Below are 16,083 nucleotides of genomic sequence, written 5' to 3'. Positions count from 1 at the left end.
CAATATTGGCGTAAGTTGCCAGTGGCTGCGTGGAAGCCAATTTGCCGGGGCAACAAAAAGGGCGCCAGCGGCGCCCGTTGTGGTGGGGAGTCAAATGTTCAGAGGCAGATGCTGCCACCCAGTCGCATGGCCAGATCGGGTTCGGTGGTTTTGGTGTAGTCCTTCTCGACCCGATCGGTGATGAGTTGGGCGGTGGGGCCGTCCATGACGGCATTGAGCATGCCCATGAAAGCCGGTGGTGCAACGAGAATGGCACGGCCGAAGGCGTGCTTGTTGCGGCCTCGGTAGAACTCCTGCGCCAGTTCCTGTGCAAAGGCGCGTGCGGCTTGGGTTTTTGGGGGGGTGTGAGACTCGTAGCCACTGCCGTGGGTCGATTGAATGCTGCCGGCTCGGTCGGTGACGAGGTCTTGGTTTTTCTGTCGGCTTTCCGGGTGGATCAACTCTTTGACCAGTTTGAGGCCTTTGTTGGGGCCATAGTTGGCGTAGAGTTTTGCAAGGCTGGCGTTAGCGACCAGGATCCAGGTGATAGCCATAGAACATCCTCCGAAAGAGTGGTGGGTCTTCCGCGTCCAGCCGATCCGTCCAGACGGTGGACGCAGAACTCTCAGCGTAGAAGGCGCACGCGAACACTTCAAAAGCGTTTGATGCAGAATTTTGTGGCGCGCCGTTGGTCGTGACCGCGAAAGCCGTGCCATGCGTGGCTCGGGCGGCGATCAACCGTTCGTCAGACACTTTGGGTTGTGACAATTCACCGCAGTGCTCAGAAAATGCCCATCGCCAGCCCCTCGGCCATGGCGGCGCCGAGCGCGTGGCAGGCGTCGAGATCGGCTGGCTGCACCTCACCGCGGGCGATGTGGGCTTCGGACACTTCGCGCCAGCCGTAGCCGGTGGCGATGCGGCGGATTTCGCGCACGGCGTTGGTCCCGTCGTTGCCGGCGCTGATGAAGATGGCGAAGGGCAGGCCAGTGAGCTGGCCTTCGAGCGGGTAGTAGGTGCGGTCGAAGAAGTCCTTGAGCGCGCCGGACATATAACCGAAGTTCTCCGGCGTGCCGAGCAGCAGGGCGTCGCAGTGGGCGAGGTCGTCTACGCCGGCGTCGAAGGCTTTGAGGCAACGTACTTCGATGCCGTCGGCGGTGTCGGCGCCGGCCTTGACCGCGTCGGCCAGTTGCGCGGTGTGGCCGGACTGGCTGTGATAGACGATCAACAGGCGTTTCATGGGCAAACCTCGCGCGCTTCAGTGTTCCTGCGGGTTGGAGTCGTGAGTGGGGTGGGGGTTCGCGCCGGCGGCGGGGTCGAGGCCATATAGACGCTTGAGTTGAGCGTAGGCGGCGGGGTAGGCGGCACGCAGTCTGAGCGGTACTTCGAAGAAGGCTTCGCTCATCACGGCAAAGAATTCGGCCGGATTTTCGGCGGCGTAGGCGTCGATGGCATGGGGTAGATCGTGATCGACCCGGTGACAGAAATCGTCATAGGCCGCGGTGAAAATGCGCGCCCAGTCGGCGCGGCGCATGTCGGCCGGTAGCGGCGGGAAGCCGTCGGCCTGACCATTGCACATGTCGAGTTTGTGGGCGAATTCATGGATGACGACGTTCAGGCCGTCAGTGCGTTGCTGTGGCTGCCAGGAGACGACCACCGGGCCGTCGGGCCAGGCTTCGCCGAGGACTGGCTCGTCGTATTCGTGCACCACACCGTCTTCGTCCATCTCTTCGCGCGGGATGACAAAGTCGCCGGCATAGACCACCACGCCAACCCATTGGCGATAGGCGTCGAGCCCGGTGTGGTAGATGGGCAGGCAGGCTTGCAGGGCGATGGATAGCAGGATGTCGTCGGTCAGCACCAGATCGTGGGCGCCGTGGAAGGTCTTCTGATCGAGGAATTCGAGCGCGAGTGTACGCAGGCGCGAACGGGCGTCTGCGGGTAGATAGGCGAGAAACGGCAGGCCGGCTTCGACGCGTGCCCATTGTTCTTCGGTCACGGCGGGGCGGTCTGCCTGGCCAAACAGCCAGCGTTGCAAGCGGCGCAGCATGTCAGCGGATTTCAGGCTGGCGCGTGGTCAGCCAGATGCCCGACAGGATGAGCGCGATGCCGGCGCCGTGGTAGAGGGCGGGCAATTCGTCGAGGAAAATCACTGACAGCACCGTGCCAAACACCGGCATCAAGTGAATGAACAGCGCGGCGCGACTGGGGCCGACCATGGCCACGCCGCGGTTGTAGAACACGTAACCCAGAAAGCCGGGAAAAATGGCGGTATAGACGATGGCGGTGAGACTGCCGGTGTGCAGCACGATGTGCCGGCCTTGCGACAACTCCCACGCCCAAGCCGGTGCGAGCACGGTGATGCCGACCACCGTCATGGCGGCGAGCAGCACCATCGGGTGCATACCGCCGGGGCGCCAGTGCAGGCCGACGGTGTACAGCCCCCAGACCGTCACCGCGACCAGCATCCAGAAGTCGCCCGGGTTGAATTGCCAGTCGAGGATCATGGCCGGGTTGCCATGGGTGACGATCACGCTCACGCCGATGAGCGACAACACCACGCCGAAAACTTCAAAGCGTTGCAAGCGCCGCCGCAGCAGCAACACAGCCAGCAATAACGTGGCGACCGGGATCAGCGAGTTGATCATGGTGGCGTTGATCGCCGTGGTGTATTGCAGGGCCAGGTAGGCAAAGGTGTTGTAGCCGCCCACCCCGAGCGCGCCGAGCAGCACGATGGGCCGCCAGTGGCGTTTGACCAGCGGCCATTGCGTGCGCAAATGCGGCCAGGCGAACGGCAGGATCAGGCACAGCGCCAGCGTCCAGCGCCAGAAGGCCAGACCGAAGGGCGGCACGTCGGCGCGGATACCGCGACCGATGACCATGTTGCCCGACCAGAACAGCGTGGTCAGGGTCAGCAGCAGGTAGGGCAGATCAAACAGGCGGCGCATAGGGAGAGGTCGGTGTAAGGCAGTCGGAAGGCGGCGCGATTATCATCGGGGCATCCAATCTGCTCAATGAGAGATAATTGCAGTCATGGTATCCGTCACTCACGCTATTTCCTACGCCGACTCGGAAACGCCACCGGTCGATCGTATCTGCGAAGGCTTGCCCGAGGCCGACCGGCCGCGCATTGAAGCGGCCCTGTCGCTGATCACCGAGCTCTACAGCCAGCAGCCGCTGGGCACCGGCGAGCCGACCTTGCGCCATGCGCTGGGGATGGCGCTGATCTGCGTGTCGCTCAAGATGGATGGCGATGCGCGCTTGGCAGCCTTGCTGTTTGCGCTGCACAGCCACATGGATAACGCCACCGAGTATCTCGAGAAGCACTTCGGCGCGCGGGTGGCCAAGCTGGTGGGCGGGCTGTACCGGCTGAATGGCTTGCGGGTAATCACGCGCAAGACGGCCACCAATCGCGCGCCCGAAATGCGTCAGCAGTCCGAAACCCTGCGCAAGATGCTGCTGGCCATGGTCGAGGACATCCGCGTGGTGTTGCTGCGCCTGGCCTCGCGTACCCAGACCTTGCGCTACTACGCCGAACATCCGGACGAGGATGAGCAGCAAGACGCCGCACGCGAAAGCCTGGACATCTATGCGCCGCTGGCCAATCGGCTGGGGGTGTGGCAACTCAAGTGGGAGCTGGAGGACCTGTCCTTCCGCTTTCTGGAGCCGGCCACTTACAAGCGGATCGCCAAGATGCTCGATGAGCGTCGGGTCGAGCGCGAGCAGTTCATTACCGACGCGGTGACCCGTTTGCGCCAGGAGATGGCCGACGCGGGCATCAAGGGCGAGGTCTATGGCCGACCCAAGCACATCTACAGCATCTACAACAAGATGCAGTCGAAGGATCTGGACTTTGAGCAGGTGTACGACGTGCGGGCGCTGCGCGTGCTGGTCAAGCAGGTGCGCGACTGTTACGCCGTGCTCGGCATCGTGCATCAGTTGTGGACGCCGATCCCGAGGGAATACGACGACTACATCCTGAAGCCCAAGGGCAATAACTACCAGTCGCTGCACACCGCCGTGCGCGCGGCCGATGGCCGTGCGCTCGAAGTGCAGATCCGCACCGAGGACATGCACCAGCACGCCGAATTTGGCGTGGCTGCGCACTGGCGTTACAAAGAAGGCAGCGGTGGCAGTGGCGGCACTTACGACGAAAAAATTGCCTTGTTGCGTGACCTGCTGTCCTGGCGCGATGAGGTGACCGATGCCGACCATTGGGAAGAAAAATACCGCGACGCTTCGCTCGACGACACGCTGTATGTGATGACGCCGCAGGGACGGGTGGTCGACTTGCCGCGCGGCGCGACGGCGGTGGATTTCGCCTATGCGCTGCACTCCGACCTGGGGCATCGTTGCCGTGGCGCCAAGATCGATGGCCATCTGATTCCGCTGAACAAGCCGCTGGAGAGCGGGCAGACGGTAGAAATCACCGCCGCCAAGGAGGGCGGCCCGTCGCGGGACTGGCTCAATCCGCAGCAAAACTACGTCACCACCGGAAAGGCGCGGCGCAAGATCAAGCAATACTTCGCGCAGCAGGAGCAGGGCGAATTGCTCGATCGCGGTCGGGCCGTGATTCACCGTGAGTTGCAGCGCGAAGGGCAGACCCAGTTCAACAACGACACGCTGGCGCAGCGCCTGGGCTTCAAGAATGCCGAAGCCATGTTTGTGGCGGCCGGCCGTGGCGAGGTGGGGCCGCGCGCGGTGCAGTTGGCCACACACGCACAAGAGGCGGCGCCCCCCGTCGCTGACGACGTGGTCATTGGGCGCAGCCACCAGCGCAGCAACGATGACGATATTCTGGTGGTCGGCGTTGGCAAGCTGATGACCTCGCTGGCGCGCTGTTGCAAGCCGGCGCCGCCGGACGCGGTGGAAGGCTTCGTCACCCGCGGGCGCGGCGTGTCGGTGCACCGGGTCGATTGCCCCGATTTCCAGGCCTTGCTCAAGCGCCATCCCGAGCGCGCCATTCCGGCCACCTGGGGGGACGGGGTGGATGCGCCGGGCAGCCGCTATCCGGTGGATGTGATTGTCGATGCCAGCGACCGTCAAGGTCTCCTGCGTGACCTGTCGGATGTGCTCTCGCGAGAAAAGCTCAATGTCATTGCCGTCAACACCCTCACCCGAAAAGGCAAGGCGCGCATGCGCTTCACCATCGAGGTCAATGGCTCGCAGCAGATCCAGCGCGCGCTCTTGCTGATGGGGGATGTCGTCGGTGTCGATCAGGCCCGCCGCACGTGAGCGCAATCGGCCCTCGCGGCATAGCGCGGGCGACCTAGTTCTTTTGGGCTAGATCGCCTCGGTCATTCGGGGGGTGGTCGTCCGGCCGATTGTCGTGCTCAGCGTGTCTTCGTATTGTGTCCCCCGTAGAGGCTCCGGCCGTGCGCGCTGTTGTCGCCGCCGATGTGCCTCCCTGGCGGCGCGACGAGGTACGTATGGACATGAGGATCAGTCAGGCACGACGGCATTTGGCTGCTGGCCACGCAGAGGGTCAGGCCGAGGTCATCTCCGTGCTCCGGTCGATGCCCTTGCTCAAAGGTCTGCAGGCTCGCACGCTCGAGTTGCTGGCGCAGGAGGCAACCCGACTGCGCTATGAGCGTGAGGAGATCGTGTTTCGTCGTGGCTCGGTGCCGACGGGCTTGTTTTTTGTGCTCGAAGGCAGCATCAAGCTGCTCGCCCTGGAGCCCGACGGGCGCGAAAAAGTGATCGAACTCTTCACCGAAAAGCGTTTTTTCGGTGAGATTGGCGTTTTTCGGTTGTCGCGCTATCGGGCGTGGACGCAGGCAGTGCGATCGACCGAGCTGCTGCATGTGCCCTCCGATGCCTTGCGCCAGGCCGTACGCGAAGACCACGAACTGTCCTTGCGCATGTTGTCCGAAGTGTCCGGCCGAGTGCAGGCCTTGATCGAGTCGATCAGCCAGACCGCCCCCTTGCTTGCCTACAAGCGGGTTGCGGCCTACCTCATTGAGCAGGATGGGATCGGCGATGTTCAGCCGGGATGGGTGCACCTGGCGGCGCCGAAATACACCATTGCCTCCATGCTCAACATGAGCAGCGAGGCGCTGTCCCGCGCGCTGCGCAAGCTGCGCGATGCCGGCATGATCGAAGGCGGTGGGCGCACCATCCGCATTCTCGACTACAAGGGGCTGAGCGCGCTGCTCAACACCTGATCCACATCCGTGGTTTTTTTGTCCGGCACGGCCGACCCGCCGCGCCGGCATGTCGCGGTTGACGCGCGCCGTGCCGGATGCGCCGTCGCCTAGTCCTTTCTGACTAGTCCTTGTGCACCGCTCAACTCCTGCGGACGACCAATGTTGCGCTTGCCTGTTGGCCGATACGCTGCATGGCAATGAAACATCCGTGCGCGGCAGGAGGAAAAACGGCAATGGCGACACTGCGTTATCAGCAGATTTCGGTGCTCTCGTCGAGTACGGTGGCCTTCACGGTGTGCTTTGCGGTGTGGATGATCTTCGCGGTCATCGGCGTGCCCATCAAGGCCCAGCTCAACCTTAACGAAACCCAGTTTGGCCTGCTGGCCTCGATGCCGGTGCTCACCGGTGCGCTGGTGCGTCTGCCGCTCGGTCTGTGGGGCGACAAGTACGGCGGCCGGCTGGTCTTCTTCGTGTTGATGCTTAGCACGGTGCTGCCGATCTATCTCATCGGCCACGCCACCGAGTACTGGCAATTTCTGGTGATCGGCTTGTTCGTCGGCCTGGCCGGCGGTTCGTTCTCGGTCGGCATTGCCTACTGCGCCCGCTGGTTCGAACGCAGTCGCCAAGGCCTGGCAATGGGCATCTTCGGCGCCGGCAACTCGGGTGCGGCGCTGACCAAGTTCGTGGCGCCTGCGATTGTCGCCGGTTGGGGCTGGGAGATGGTGCCGACGGTGTATGCCATCGCGATGTTGGTGACTGCGCTTGCGTTCTGGGTCTTCAGCTATGACAACCCCACTCATCGCGTCGCCTCGCATGTGAGCTTTGCTGAACAGCTGCGCGCCTTGAAAGACCCGCGCGTATGGAAGTACTGCCAGTACTACTCCATCGTGTTTGGCGGTTATGTGGCGCTCGCCTTGTGGATGACCAAGTACTACGTCACCGAGTACGGCTTTTCGCTGCAGATGGCGGCCTTGCTGGCGGCGGCGTTTTCGTTGCCGGGCGGCATCCTGCGTGCTTTCGGTGGCTGGTTTTCCGACCGCTTCGGCGCGCACAAGGTCACCTGGTGGGTGATGTGGGTGTCGTGGATCTGCCTGTTCCTGCTCTCTTACCCGCAGACGCATCTCACCGTTCAGACAGTCAGCGGTCCCAAGACCTTCGATATTGGACTCAATCCGTGGATGTTTACGGTGTTGTTGTTCGCCGTGGGCGTGGCCTTTGCGTTCGGCAAGGCCTCTGTCTTCAAGTACATCTCCGACGAGTTCCCGCATGACATCGGCGCGGTGTCCGGCATCGTCGGTCTCGTCGGTGGCCTGGGTGGCTTCCTGCTGCCGATCCTGTTTGGCGCAATGGTCGATCTGACCGGCGTGCGCTCCAGCTGCTTCATGTTGCTCTATGGCGTGACCTGGGTATCGCTCATCTGGATGTACTGGACCGAGGTGCGCGCGACCGACGTGATGCACTCGGCGGCGACAAAGTCTTGATTCAAAAAACGAGGGGGTGAATGTGAATTCCAGCCGTGTCGAGCGCGTGCCGCTCGCAACACAGAACAAAGGTGGTGCGGACGTAGCGCACTGGGATCCCGAGGACGAGAAGTTCTGGGAGAGTACCGGCAAGCGCATCGCCAACCGCAACCTGTGGATCTCGATCCCGGCGTTGTACTGCGGATTCGCGGTGTGGGCGATGTGGGGAATCATCTCGGTGCAGATGCTGAACCTCGGCTTCCCCTTCTCCAAGGAGCAGCTGTTTACGCTGACCGCGATCTCCGGTCTGTCGGGCGCGACGATGCGTATCCCCTCGTCGTTCTTCATTCGACTCGCCGGTGGGCGCAACACCATCTTCCTGACCACGGCGATGCTGCTGACGCCGGTCGTCGGTACCGGTATCGCGCTGCAACACCAGGATCTTCCGCTGTGGGTATTTCAGCTGCTGGCGCTGTGGTCCGGTGTGGGCGGTGGCAACTTCGCCAGCTCCATGTCAAACATCAACCCCTTCTTTCCCAAGCGGCTGCAGGGTACCGCCCTGGGGCTGAATGCCGGTCTGGGCAACTTCGGTGTGACCGCGACCCAGATTTTCATTCCGCTGTTCATGACCGTTGGCCTGTTTGGCGCCATCGGCGGCGAGCCGATGACACTCGTCAAGGACTCGGGCTGGTTGTTTGGCAAGATTCCGGCGGGCGCGCCCACCTACATCCAGAACGCCGGTTTCGTGGGCATTCTGATTCTCGTGCCGGTGTCGATTGCCGCCTGGTTTGGCATGAACAATCTGCGTTCGGTCTCACCGCAGACGGGCGTCGTCGCCAGCTTCTCCAAGATCACCTGGCTCTACACGCTGGCCTTCATTCCCGCGATTGTCGGTCTTTACCTTTACCTGCCGGCACCGACCGGCCTGGGCCTGATCAACGCGTGGTTTCTGGTGCCATTCGACATCGTGATGGCGCTGTTGATCATGAAGCTTGCGGCGTTCGGCCCAATGAAGGAGAACGTTGCGAAGCAGTTCGCGATCTTCTCGAACAAGCACACCTGGGCCATGACCGCGCTCTATGTCGTGACCTTCGGCTCCTTCATTGGCTTCTCGCTGGCGCTGCCGCTGGCGATCACAGTGATCTTTGGTGACAAGCACATTCTGGATGCGGCGACGGGAGTGTGGACTCACGTCAAGAACCCGGCCGCGCCCTCCGCGCTGACCTACGCCTGGATCGGCCCCTTTGTGGGCGCGGCGGCACGTCCGTTTGGCGGCTGGATCTCCGACAAGCTTGGCGGCTCCATCGTGACGCAGGCGGTATCAGCAGTGATGGCGGTGGCCTCGGTCGCCACGGGCTACGTGATGTTCCTGGCCTTTCACTCCGAGACGCCGGAGCAGTACTTCCTGGTCTTCATGCTGCTCTTTTCGTCGCTTTTCCTCGCGTCGGGCGTTGGTAACGGCTCGACCTTCCGCTCGGTGGGCCACATCTTCAACCGCGAACAGGCCGGCCCCGTGTTGGGTTGGACGTCCGCGGTGGCGGCCTACGGGTCTTTTGTTGCCCCGACCATGATTGGCGGACAAATCCACGCCGGTACGCCGGAGAACGCCATGTATGGCTTCGCGGTGTTTTACGCGGTGTGCCTGGTTATTAACTGGTGGTTCTACCTGCGTCCCAACGCTTACGTAAAAAACCCCTGAGCATGCAGCCCCACGGCAGCGCGGCGGCGTCGCCCTGTACCTCACAAGTTAGAAGGAGCATCAAGTGAGTCACTTTCTGGATCGACTGAAGTTCTTAGAACGGATTAAAGAAACGTTCTCCAATGGTCACGGCATCGTCACCGACGAAGACCGCAACTGGGAAGACGCTTACCGCAACCGCTGGCGTCATGACAAGGTGGTGCGTTCCACCCACGGCGTGAACTGTACCGGTGGCTGCTCGTGGCGGATCTTCGTCAAGAACGGGCTGGTGTCGTTCGAAATGCAGCAGACCGACTACCCGCGTACCCGCGAGGATCTGCCCAACCATGAGCCGCGCGGCTGCCAGCGGGGCGCCTCGTTCTCGTGGTATCTGTACTCGCCGCACCGCATCAAGCACCCGATGATCCGCGGCCGCCTGCTCGAGCTGTATCGCGCCGAGCGTCAGAGCGGCAAGGACCCCGTCGAAGCCTGGGAAGCGATCCAGAAAGACCAGAAGAAGCGCGACAAATACGTGCGTGTGCGCGGCCTGGGCGGCTTTGTCCGCACGAGCTGGAACGAGGTGAGCGAGATCGTCGCCGCCGCCAACGTCTACACCATCAAGAAGTGGGGCCCGGATCGCATCTACGGTTTCTCGCCGATCCCCGCGATGTCGATGATTTCCTATGCCGCCGGTTCGCGTTACCTGTCGCTGATCGGTGCTGCCTGCGGTTCGTTCTACGACTGGTATTGCGACCTGCCGGCTGCCAGCCCGCAGACCTGGGGTGAGCAGACCGACGTGCCCGAAGCGGCCGACTGGTACAACTCGACCTACCTGATCATCACCGGCGCCAACCTGCCGATGACCCGCACGCCGGATGCCCACTTCGCTACCGAGGTGCGCTACAAGGGCACCAAGATCGTCTCCATGGCGCCGGATTACGCCGAGTACGTGAAATTTGCCGATCTTTGGATGCCGGTCAAGCAGGGTACCGACGGCGCAGCCTTCCTGGCCATGGGCCATGTCGCGCTCAAAGAGTTCTACATCGACAAGCAAGACCCGTACTTCCAGGAATACGCCCGCAAGTACACCGACCTGCCGATGCAGGTCATTCTGCGCGCCCATGAAGATGGCTTCGTGAGCGACCGCAACCTGCGCGCCTCCGACTTCGATGGCGGCCTGGGTGAAGCGAACAACCCCGAATGGAAAACCATTGTTTTCGACAGCAAGGGCAAGCGCTTCATCGCGCCGAACGGTTCGATCGGTTTCCGCTGGGGCGAAGAGGGCAAGTGGAACCTGCTCGAGAAATCCGGTGCCGATCAAGCCGAGACCGAAGCGGAGCTGACCTGCATCGACAACCGCGACGCCGTGGTGTCGGTCGGTTTCCCGCACTTCACGCCGGGTGAAGACGAACTGCTGTACCGCAATGTGCCGGTGCGTCAGCTGACGCTGGCCTCGGGCGAGACGGTGTATGTCGCCTCGGTGTTCGACCTGCAAGTGGCGCAATACGGTATCGATCGTGGCCTCGGTGGCGGCAATGTGGCCTCGTCCTACGACGACGCTGATGTGGCCTACACGCCGGCCTGGGCGGCCAAGTACACCGGCGTCAAAGCCGCTGACATGGAGCGCACCGGTCGCGAGTTTGCCGACAACGCCTCGCGTACCAAGGGCAAGTCCATGATCATCATGGGCGCGGCCATCAACCACTGGTACCACAACGATCTGGCCTACCGCTCGATCATGAACCTGCTGCACATGTGCGGCTGTGTGGGTCAGACTGGCGGTGGCTGGGCGCACTACGTGGGCCAGGAAAAACTGCGCCCGCAAGCCGGCTGGGCACCGATCGCCTTCGCGCTTGACTGGCAGCGTCCGCCGCGCCACATGAACTCCACGTCCTACTGGTATTTCCACACCGACCAGTGGCGCTACGAGACCATCGACGCCGACGCGCTGATGTCGCCGGCCGGCAAGAACCGCAACAAGGGCTTGACCCTGGCCGACTACAACGTCAAGGCCACCCGCATGGGCTGGCTGCCGTCGATGCCGCACTTCAACCGTAATCCGGTCGAACTGGTCGCCGAAGCCGAAAACGCCGGTGCCACTGATGAAGCCGGCGTGTCGAAGTACGTGGTTGAGCAGCTCAAGAGCGGCAAGCTGGACATGGCCTTTGCCGATCCGGATGCCGAAGAGAACTGGCCGCGTAACCTGATCGTCTGGCGCGCCAACCTGATCGGTTCGTCCGCCAAGGGCCACGAGTACTTCCTCAAGCACTTGCTCGGCGCGCAAAACGGCGTGATGAGCGAAGGCGGCGCCGGCAACGGCTGCAAGGAAGTGAAGTGGCGTGAAGAAGGCCCGACCGGCAAGCTGGACCTGATGGTGGACATCAACTTCCGCCTCAACTCCACCGGTGCCTACTCGGACATCATTCTGCCGACGGCTACCTGGTACGAGAAGAACGACCTCAACACCACCGACATGCACCCCTTCATCCACCCGCTGGGTGAAGCCGTCACGCCGGGCTGGGAGTCCAAGTCCGACTGGCAGATCTTCAAGCGACTGTCCAAGGAGTTCTCCAAGCTCGCCGCCAAGCACCTGCCCGACGCCAAGGATCTGGTCGCGCTGCCCATGCAGCACGACTCGGCCATGGAACTGGCGCAGCCGCTGGGTGAAGCGCGTGACTGGAAACTGGGCGAGTGCGAGCCGATTCCGGGCAAGACCATGCCGATCCTGAAGGTCGTCGAGCGCGATTACGTCAGCACCTACAACAAGTACATCGCGCTGGGCCCCTTGATGGTCGAGCTGGGCAACAACGTCAAGGGCATCGACTGGAATACCGAAGCCGAGTACGAAGAGCTCAAGAAGTGTAACTACACGGTCACGGAAGAGGGTGTGTCGAAAGGCATGCCGTCGCTCGAAGAAGACATCTACGTGTGCGATGCAATCATGCGCATGGCACCGGAGACCAACGGCGAGGTGGCACACAAGTCGTGGAGCGCGCTGTCGAAGAAGACTGGTATCGATCACCACCATCTGTATGCCGGTCGTCACGAAGACAAGATCACCTTCCGCGACATCGTCGCCCAGCCGCGCAAGATCATCACCGCGCCGACCTGGTCGGGGATCGAGTCCGAGACCGTGTCCTACACCGCGGGCTACACCAACGTGCATGAACACATCCCGTTCCGCACGCTGACCGGCCGCGCCCACTTCTATCAGGATCACGAGTGGTTCCTCGATTTCGGCGAAGGCTTCTGCACCTTCAAGCCGCCGGTCGACCTCAAGGCCCACAACAATGTGCCGGCCAGCGTCCGCGCCAAGCCGCACCTGACGCTGTCGTGGATCACCCCGCACTCCAAGTGGGGCATCCACTCGAGCTACCAGGACAACCTGCGCATGCTCAACCTGTTCCGCGGCGGCCCCTACATCTGGCTGTCCGAAGAAGAGGCGGCGACGGTCGGCATCCGCGATAACGACTGGGTCGAGGCGATCAACAGCAACGGCGCCACGGTGGCCCGGGCGGTGGTGTCGCAGCGCGTGCCGCGAGGCATGGCGCTGATGTACCACGCCCAGGAAAAGAACATCAACGTGCCCGGCTCGAACACCACCGGCAAGCGCGGCGGCATCCTCAACTCGGTGACCCGGGTGGTAGTCAAGCCGACCAACATGGTCGGCGGCTACGCCCAGCTGTCTTACAGCTTCAACTACTACGGCACGGTGGGTTGCCAGCGTGACGAGATGGTGGTGCTGCACAAGATCGAGGACCAGGACATCGACTGGCTCGAGCGACCGCTGACGGATGAACGCGAAGCCCAGCGCAACCCCGAGGGCATCGGCTCGAAATAAGACGACAACGTAGGGCGGACAAGCCGCAACGCGGCGTCATCCGCCGTATGCAACACGGCGGAAGGCGCTGCGCTTTTCCGCCCTACGACGACACAGGAACTGGAGAATCACATGAAAATCCGCGCGCAATTCGCGATGGTATTCAACCTCGACAAGTGCATTGGTTGCCACACCTGCTCGGTGACCTGCAAGAACGTGTGGACCAACCGCAAAGGCATGGAATACGCCTGGTTCAACAACGTCGAGTCCAAGCCCGGCATCGGCTATCCGAAGCAGTGGGAAGACCAGGAAAAATGGAAGGGCGGCTGGGAGAAGATCAACGGCAAGCTCGAACTCAAGGCCGGTGGCCGGGTGAAGAAGATCGTTCAGATCTTTGCCAACCCCAACCTGCCCGAGATCGACGACTACTACGAGCCGTTCTCCTTCGACTACGCCCGTTTGCAGAACGCACCGCTGTCCGAGGCCGCGCCGACCGCGCGCCCGATCTCGCAGATCACCGGCGAGAAGATGGACAAGGTCACCTGGGGCCCGAACTGGGAAGACGATCTGGCCGGCGAATTTGCTTCGCGCTCGCGCGACGCCAACTTCGCCAACATGCAGAAGGAGATGTACAAGCAGTTCGAAAACACCTTCCACATGTATCTGCCGCGCATCTGCAACCACTGTATCAACCCGGCTTGCGTTGCCTCGTGCCCGTCGGGCGCGCTGTACAAGCGTGAAGAAGACGGCATCGTGCTGTCCGACCAGGACCGCTGCCGCGGCTGGCGGATGTGCATCTCCGGCTGCCCGTACAAGAAGGTGTTCTTCAACTGGGAGTCGTCCAAGGCCGAGAAGTGCATCGGCTGCTACCCGCGCGTCGAGAACGGTTTGCCGACCGTGTGCTCGGAAACCTGCGTCGGCCGCATCCGCTACAACGGCATCATCCTGTACGACGCCGACAAGATCGAATCCGCCGCCAGCGCCGATGACACTCAGGATCTGTACCAGAACCACCTGGACATGTTCGTCGATCCCTTCGATCCGAAGATCATCGCCCAGGCCAAGAAAGACGGCATCACCGACGACTGGATTCTCGCCGCGCAGAAGTCGCCCATCTACAAGATGGCTGTGGAGTGGAAGATCGCTTTCCCGCTGCACCCCGAGTACCGCACGCTGCCGATGATCTGGTACGTGCCGCCGCTCTCGCCGGTGCAGTCGCAGATCGACCAGAAGAACCTGCCGACCGAAGCCGACGGCGTGCTGCCCAAAGCCGAAGCCATGCGTCTGCCGGTGCAGTATCTGGCCAACCTGCTCACCGCCGGCAAGGAAGCGCCGATCGTCAGTGCGCTCAACCGCATGATCGCCATGCGCTCCTACCAGCGCTCGATCCATGTCGATGGCAAGCCCGACACCCGCGCGCTCGACGCCACCGGCATGACCGAGGACATGGCCAAGGAGATGTACCGCTACCTGGCCATCGCCAACTACGAAGACCGTTTCGTCATCCCGAGCTCGAAAGAAGAAGAGCGTCTGGACGACTACTACGGCTTCCAGGGCCAGACCGGCTTCACCTTCGGCAACGCCTCGTCGCTGGGGATGACCAACAACGCCTTGTTCCCGGCACGCCGGAAAGAAACGGTGGAGTCGCGTGAAGAAGCGCCGCTGGCCGAGCCGACGCGTGACGCGTCCGGCGAACAGTACTGAGGAGGGAAACCCATGCAGACCTACAAACTATTGGCCGAATTGCTGGACTACCCGAACCGGGAACTGGTCAGCGAGCTGGACAACGCGGTGACCGCCCACGGCACGGCGCTTGTCTGGCTGGCCGAGATCGACCGTGACGACGTGTTTTCGCCGGCCGACCGCCAGGCCATCGCGGCCTTTATCGATGCGCTGGTCGCGCAGGACGCGACCGAACGCGAAGCGGCCTACGTGGCCACCTTCGACATGGTGCCCGACCACAGCCTGCACCTGACGCACCACCTGTTCGGTGACGACAAGAACCGCGGGCCGGCACTGATCGACTTGTCCGAGTACTACAAGTCCTTCGGTTTCACGCATGAAGAAACCGAGATTCCGGATTTTCTGCCGCTGATGCTGGAGTTCGTCTCACAACTCGACGTGCAGGGCGCCAAGGTCTTCCTCGCCGATGTGGCGAAGATCTTCACTGTGCTGGCACAAAACCTGGAAAAGGCGGGCAGTCCGTACGCGCCGCTGATCCGCATTCTCGAAACCCACGGCACGCTGACCCGTCTGGCAGCGTGAGGAGAGTGACATGTCTCTGATGAAATTTCTGTTTGCGGTCTATCCGTACATCTGTCTGACCGTCTTTGTGGTGGCCAGCTGGATTCGCTATGACTATCAGCAATACACCTGGAAGACCGACTCTTCCATGCTGCTCTCCAAAAAGAGCATGGTCGTCGCCAGCAACCTGTTTCACATCGGCATCCTGTCGATCTTCGGCGGCCATTTCGCAGGCCTGGTGTTGCCGCACGGCCTGTGGCTGGGCCTGGGCATCTCCGACATGACTCACCAGTGGATCGCCATCATCGCCGGCATCATCTTTGGCGTGATGTGTCTGATCGGTGGCGCCATGCTGTGGTCGCGTCGCATGTTCAATCCGCGTATCCGGGCCACCGGTCGCAAGAACGACATGTTCGTGATCAGCTGGTTGATGGTGACGCTGCTGCTGGGCTTGTCCACCGTGCCGTTCTCGATCGGGCATGCCAACCATAACGATCCGTCGGTGATGCTGGCGCTGGCGGACTGGGTGAAGAGCATCCTGCTGCTCAACCCGCAGCCCGAGCTGCTCGAGAAGGTGGACGCCGTCTTCCGTGCCCATATCTTCTTCGGCATGACGGTGTTCCTGATTTTCCCCTTTACGCGTCTGGTGCACATCCTCACCGCGCCACTGAGCTATGTGGGCCGCGCCTACCAGATCGTGCGGACCAAGCGTCGGACAGTCTGACGCATTGCGCAGCACTTCGGGGCGACCGCCGTTTT

The 16,083-nt window shown here is 62.2% G+C and carries 12 protein-coding genes; 8 read left to right on the top strand and 4 right to left on the bottom strand.

The genetic code is table 11. The annotated features are described in order from the left end of the window. Window positions 1–98: 98 nt before the first annotated feature. From FHP89_RS01370 to FHP89_RS01355, 4 genes are all read right to left on the bottom strand, one after another. Window positions 99–533: a host attachment protein gene (locus FHP89_RS01370; RefSeq protein ID WP_144176667.1), complete on the bottom strand. Its 435-nt coding sequence runs from the start codon at window positions 531–533 to the stop codon at window positions 99–101. Between the two features lie 227 nt (window positions 534–760). Beyond that, complete coding sequence (locus FHP89_RS01365) at window positions 761–1,216, bottom strand: flavodoxin family protein (protein WP_144176666.1); 456 nt, start codon at window positions 1,214–1,216, stop codon at window positions 761–763. A gap of 18 nt (window positions 1,217–1,234) precedes the next feature. Continuing rightward, the gene (locus FHP89_RS01360) at window positions 1,235–2,026 is read right to left on the bottom strand and encodes a M90 family metallopeptidase (protein WP_144176665.1); all 792 of its coding nucleotides are present in this window, start codon (window positions 2,024–2,026) and stop codon (window positions 1,235–1,237) included. 1 nt (window position 2,027) lies between these two features. Then, window positions 2,028–2,924 (bottom strand): DMT family transporter, encoded by an 897-nt coding sequence (locus tag FHP89_RS01355; RefSeq protein WP_144176664.1) that lies wholly within the window; start codon window positions 2,922–2,924, stop codon window positions 2,028–2,030. Between the two features lie 85 nt (window positions 2,925–3,009). On the opposite strand from FHP89_RS01355, the gene FHP89_RS01350 reads away from it, so the two are divergent. The 8 genes from FHP89_RS01350 (at window position 3,010) to narI (ending at window position 16,048) form a co-directional block, all read left to right on the top strand. Further along, window positions 3,010–5,211 carry a RelA/SpoT family protein gene (locus FHP89_RS01350; RefSeq protein WP_144176663.1) on the top strand — a complete coding sequence of 734 codons (2,202 nt, stop codon included), beginning with the start codon at window positions 3,010–3,012 and terminating at the stop codon, window positions 5,209–5,211. A gap of 194 nt (window positions 5,212–5,405) precedes the next feature. Continuing rightward, complete coding sequence (locus FHP89_RS01345; protein WP_144176662.1) at window positions 5,406–6,140, top strand: Crp/Fnr family transcriptional regulator; 735 nt, start codon at window positions 5,406–5,408, stop codon at window positions 6,138–6,140. Between the two features lie 215 nt (window positions 6,141–6,355). Continuing rightward, window positions 6,356–7,603: an MFS transporter gene (locus tag FHP89_RS01340; protein WP_144176661.1), complete on the top strand. Its 1,248-nt coding sequence runs from the start codon at window positions 6,356–6,358 to the stop codon at window positions 7,601–7,603. Window positions 7,604–7,625: 22 nt separating this feature from the next. Beyond that, entirely contained in the window at window positions 7,626–9,281 is a 1,656-nt protein-coding gene (locus tag FHP89_RS01335) for an MFS transporter (RefSeq protein WP_186300276.1), read from the top strand. A 64-nt stretch (window positions 9,282–9,345) separates the two neighbouring features. Beyond that, entirely contained in the window at window positions 9,346–13,101 is a 3,756-nt protein-coding gene (locus FHP89_RS01330) for a nitrate reductase subunit alpha (protein WP_144176660.1), read from the top strand. A 111-nt stretch (window positions 13,102–13,212) separates the two neighbouring features. Continuing rightward, window positions 13,213–14,784 (top strand): nitrate reductase subunit beta, encoded by a 1,572-nt coding sequence (gene narH / locus FHP89_RS01325; RefSeq protein WP_144176659.1) that lies wholly within the window; start codon window positions 13,213–13,215, stop codon window positions 14,782–14,784. A gap of 12 nt (window positions 14,785–14,796) precedes the next feature. Beyond that, complete coding sequence (gene narJ, locus FHP89_RS01320; RefSeq protein ID WP_144176658.1) at window positions 14,797–15,345, top strand: nitrate reductase molybdenum cofactor assembly chaperone; 549 nt, start codon at window positions 14,797–14,799, stop codon at window positions 15,343–15,345. A gap of 10 nt (window positions 15,346–15,355) precedes the next feature. Then, window positions 15,356–16,048 (top strand): respiratory nitrate reductase subunit gamma, encoded by a 693-nt coding sequence (gene narI / locus FHP89_RS01315; protein WP_144176657.1) that lies wholly within the window; start codon window positions 15,356–15,358, stop codon window positions 16,046–16,048. The last annotated feature ends 35 nt before the right edge of the window (window positions 16,049–16,083 follow it).

It is taken from the genome of Denitromonas ohlonensis (assembly GCF_007625205.1).
Classification (GTDB): domain Bacteria; phylum Pseudomonadota; class Gammaproteobacteria; order Burkholderiales; family Rhodocyclaceae; genus Nitrogeniibacter; species Nitrogeniibacter ohlonensis.
Note: the sequence above shows the minus strand (reverse complement) of the source record. Positions and strands in the feature narration are given on the sequence as shown.

What these genes read in the sequence shown, in the direction of transcription:
- narJ (WP_144176658.1), top strand. Translation starts at nt 14,797, where the DNA reads ATGCAGACCTACAAACTATTGGCCGAATTGCTGGACTACCCGAACCGG.
- FHP89_RS01370 (WP_144176667.1), bottom strand. Translation starts at nt 533, where the DNA reads ATGGCTATCACCTGGATCCTGGTCGCTAACGCCAGCCTTGCAAAACTC.
- FHP89_RS01360 (WP_144176665.1), bottom strand. Translation starts at nt 2,026, where the DNA reads ATGCTGCGCCGCTTGCAACGCTGGCTGTTTGGCCAGGCAGACCGCCCC.
- FHP89_RS01345 (WP_144176662.1), top strand. Translation starts at nt 5,406, where the DNA reads ATGGACATGAGGATCAGTCAGGCACGACGGCATTTGGCTGCTGGCCAC.
- FHP89_RS01350 (WP_144176663.1), top strand. Translation starts at nt 3,010, where the DNA reads ATGGTATCCGTCACTCACGCTATTTCCTACGCCGACTCGGAAACGCCA.
- FHP89_RS01355 (WP_144176664.1), bottom strand. Translation starts at nt 2,924, where the DNA reads ATGCGCCGCCTGTTTGATCTGCCCTACCTGCTGCTGACCCTGACCACG.
- narH (WP_144176659.1), top strand. Translation starts at nt 13,213, where the DNA reads ATGAAAATCCGCGCGCAATTCGCGATGGTATTCAACCTCGACAAGTGC.
- FHP89_RS01365 (WP_144176666.1), bottom strand. Translation starts at nt 1,216, where the DNA reads ATGAAACGCCTGTTGATCGTCTATCACAGCCAGTCCGGCCACACCGCG.
- narI (WP_144176657.1), top strand. Translation starts at nt 15,356, where the DNA reads ATGTCTCTGATGAAATTTCTGTTTGCGGTCTATCCGTACATCTGTCTG.
- FHP89_RS01340 (WP_144176661.1), top strand. Translation starts at nt 6,356, where the DNA reads ATGGCGACACTGCGTTATCAGCAGATTTCGGTGCTCTCGTCGAGTACG.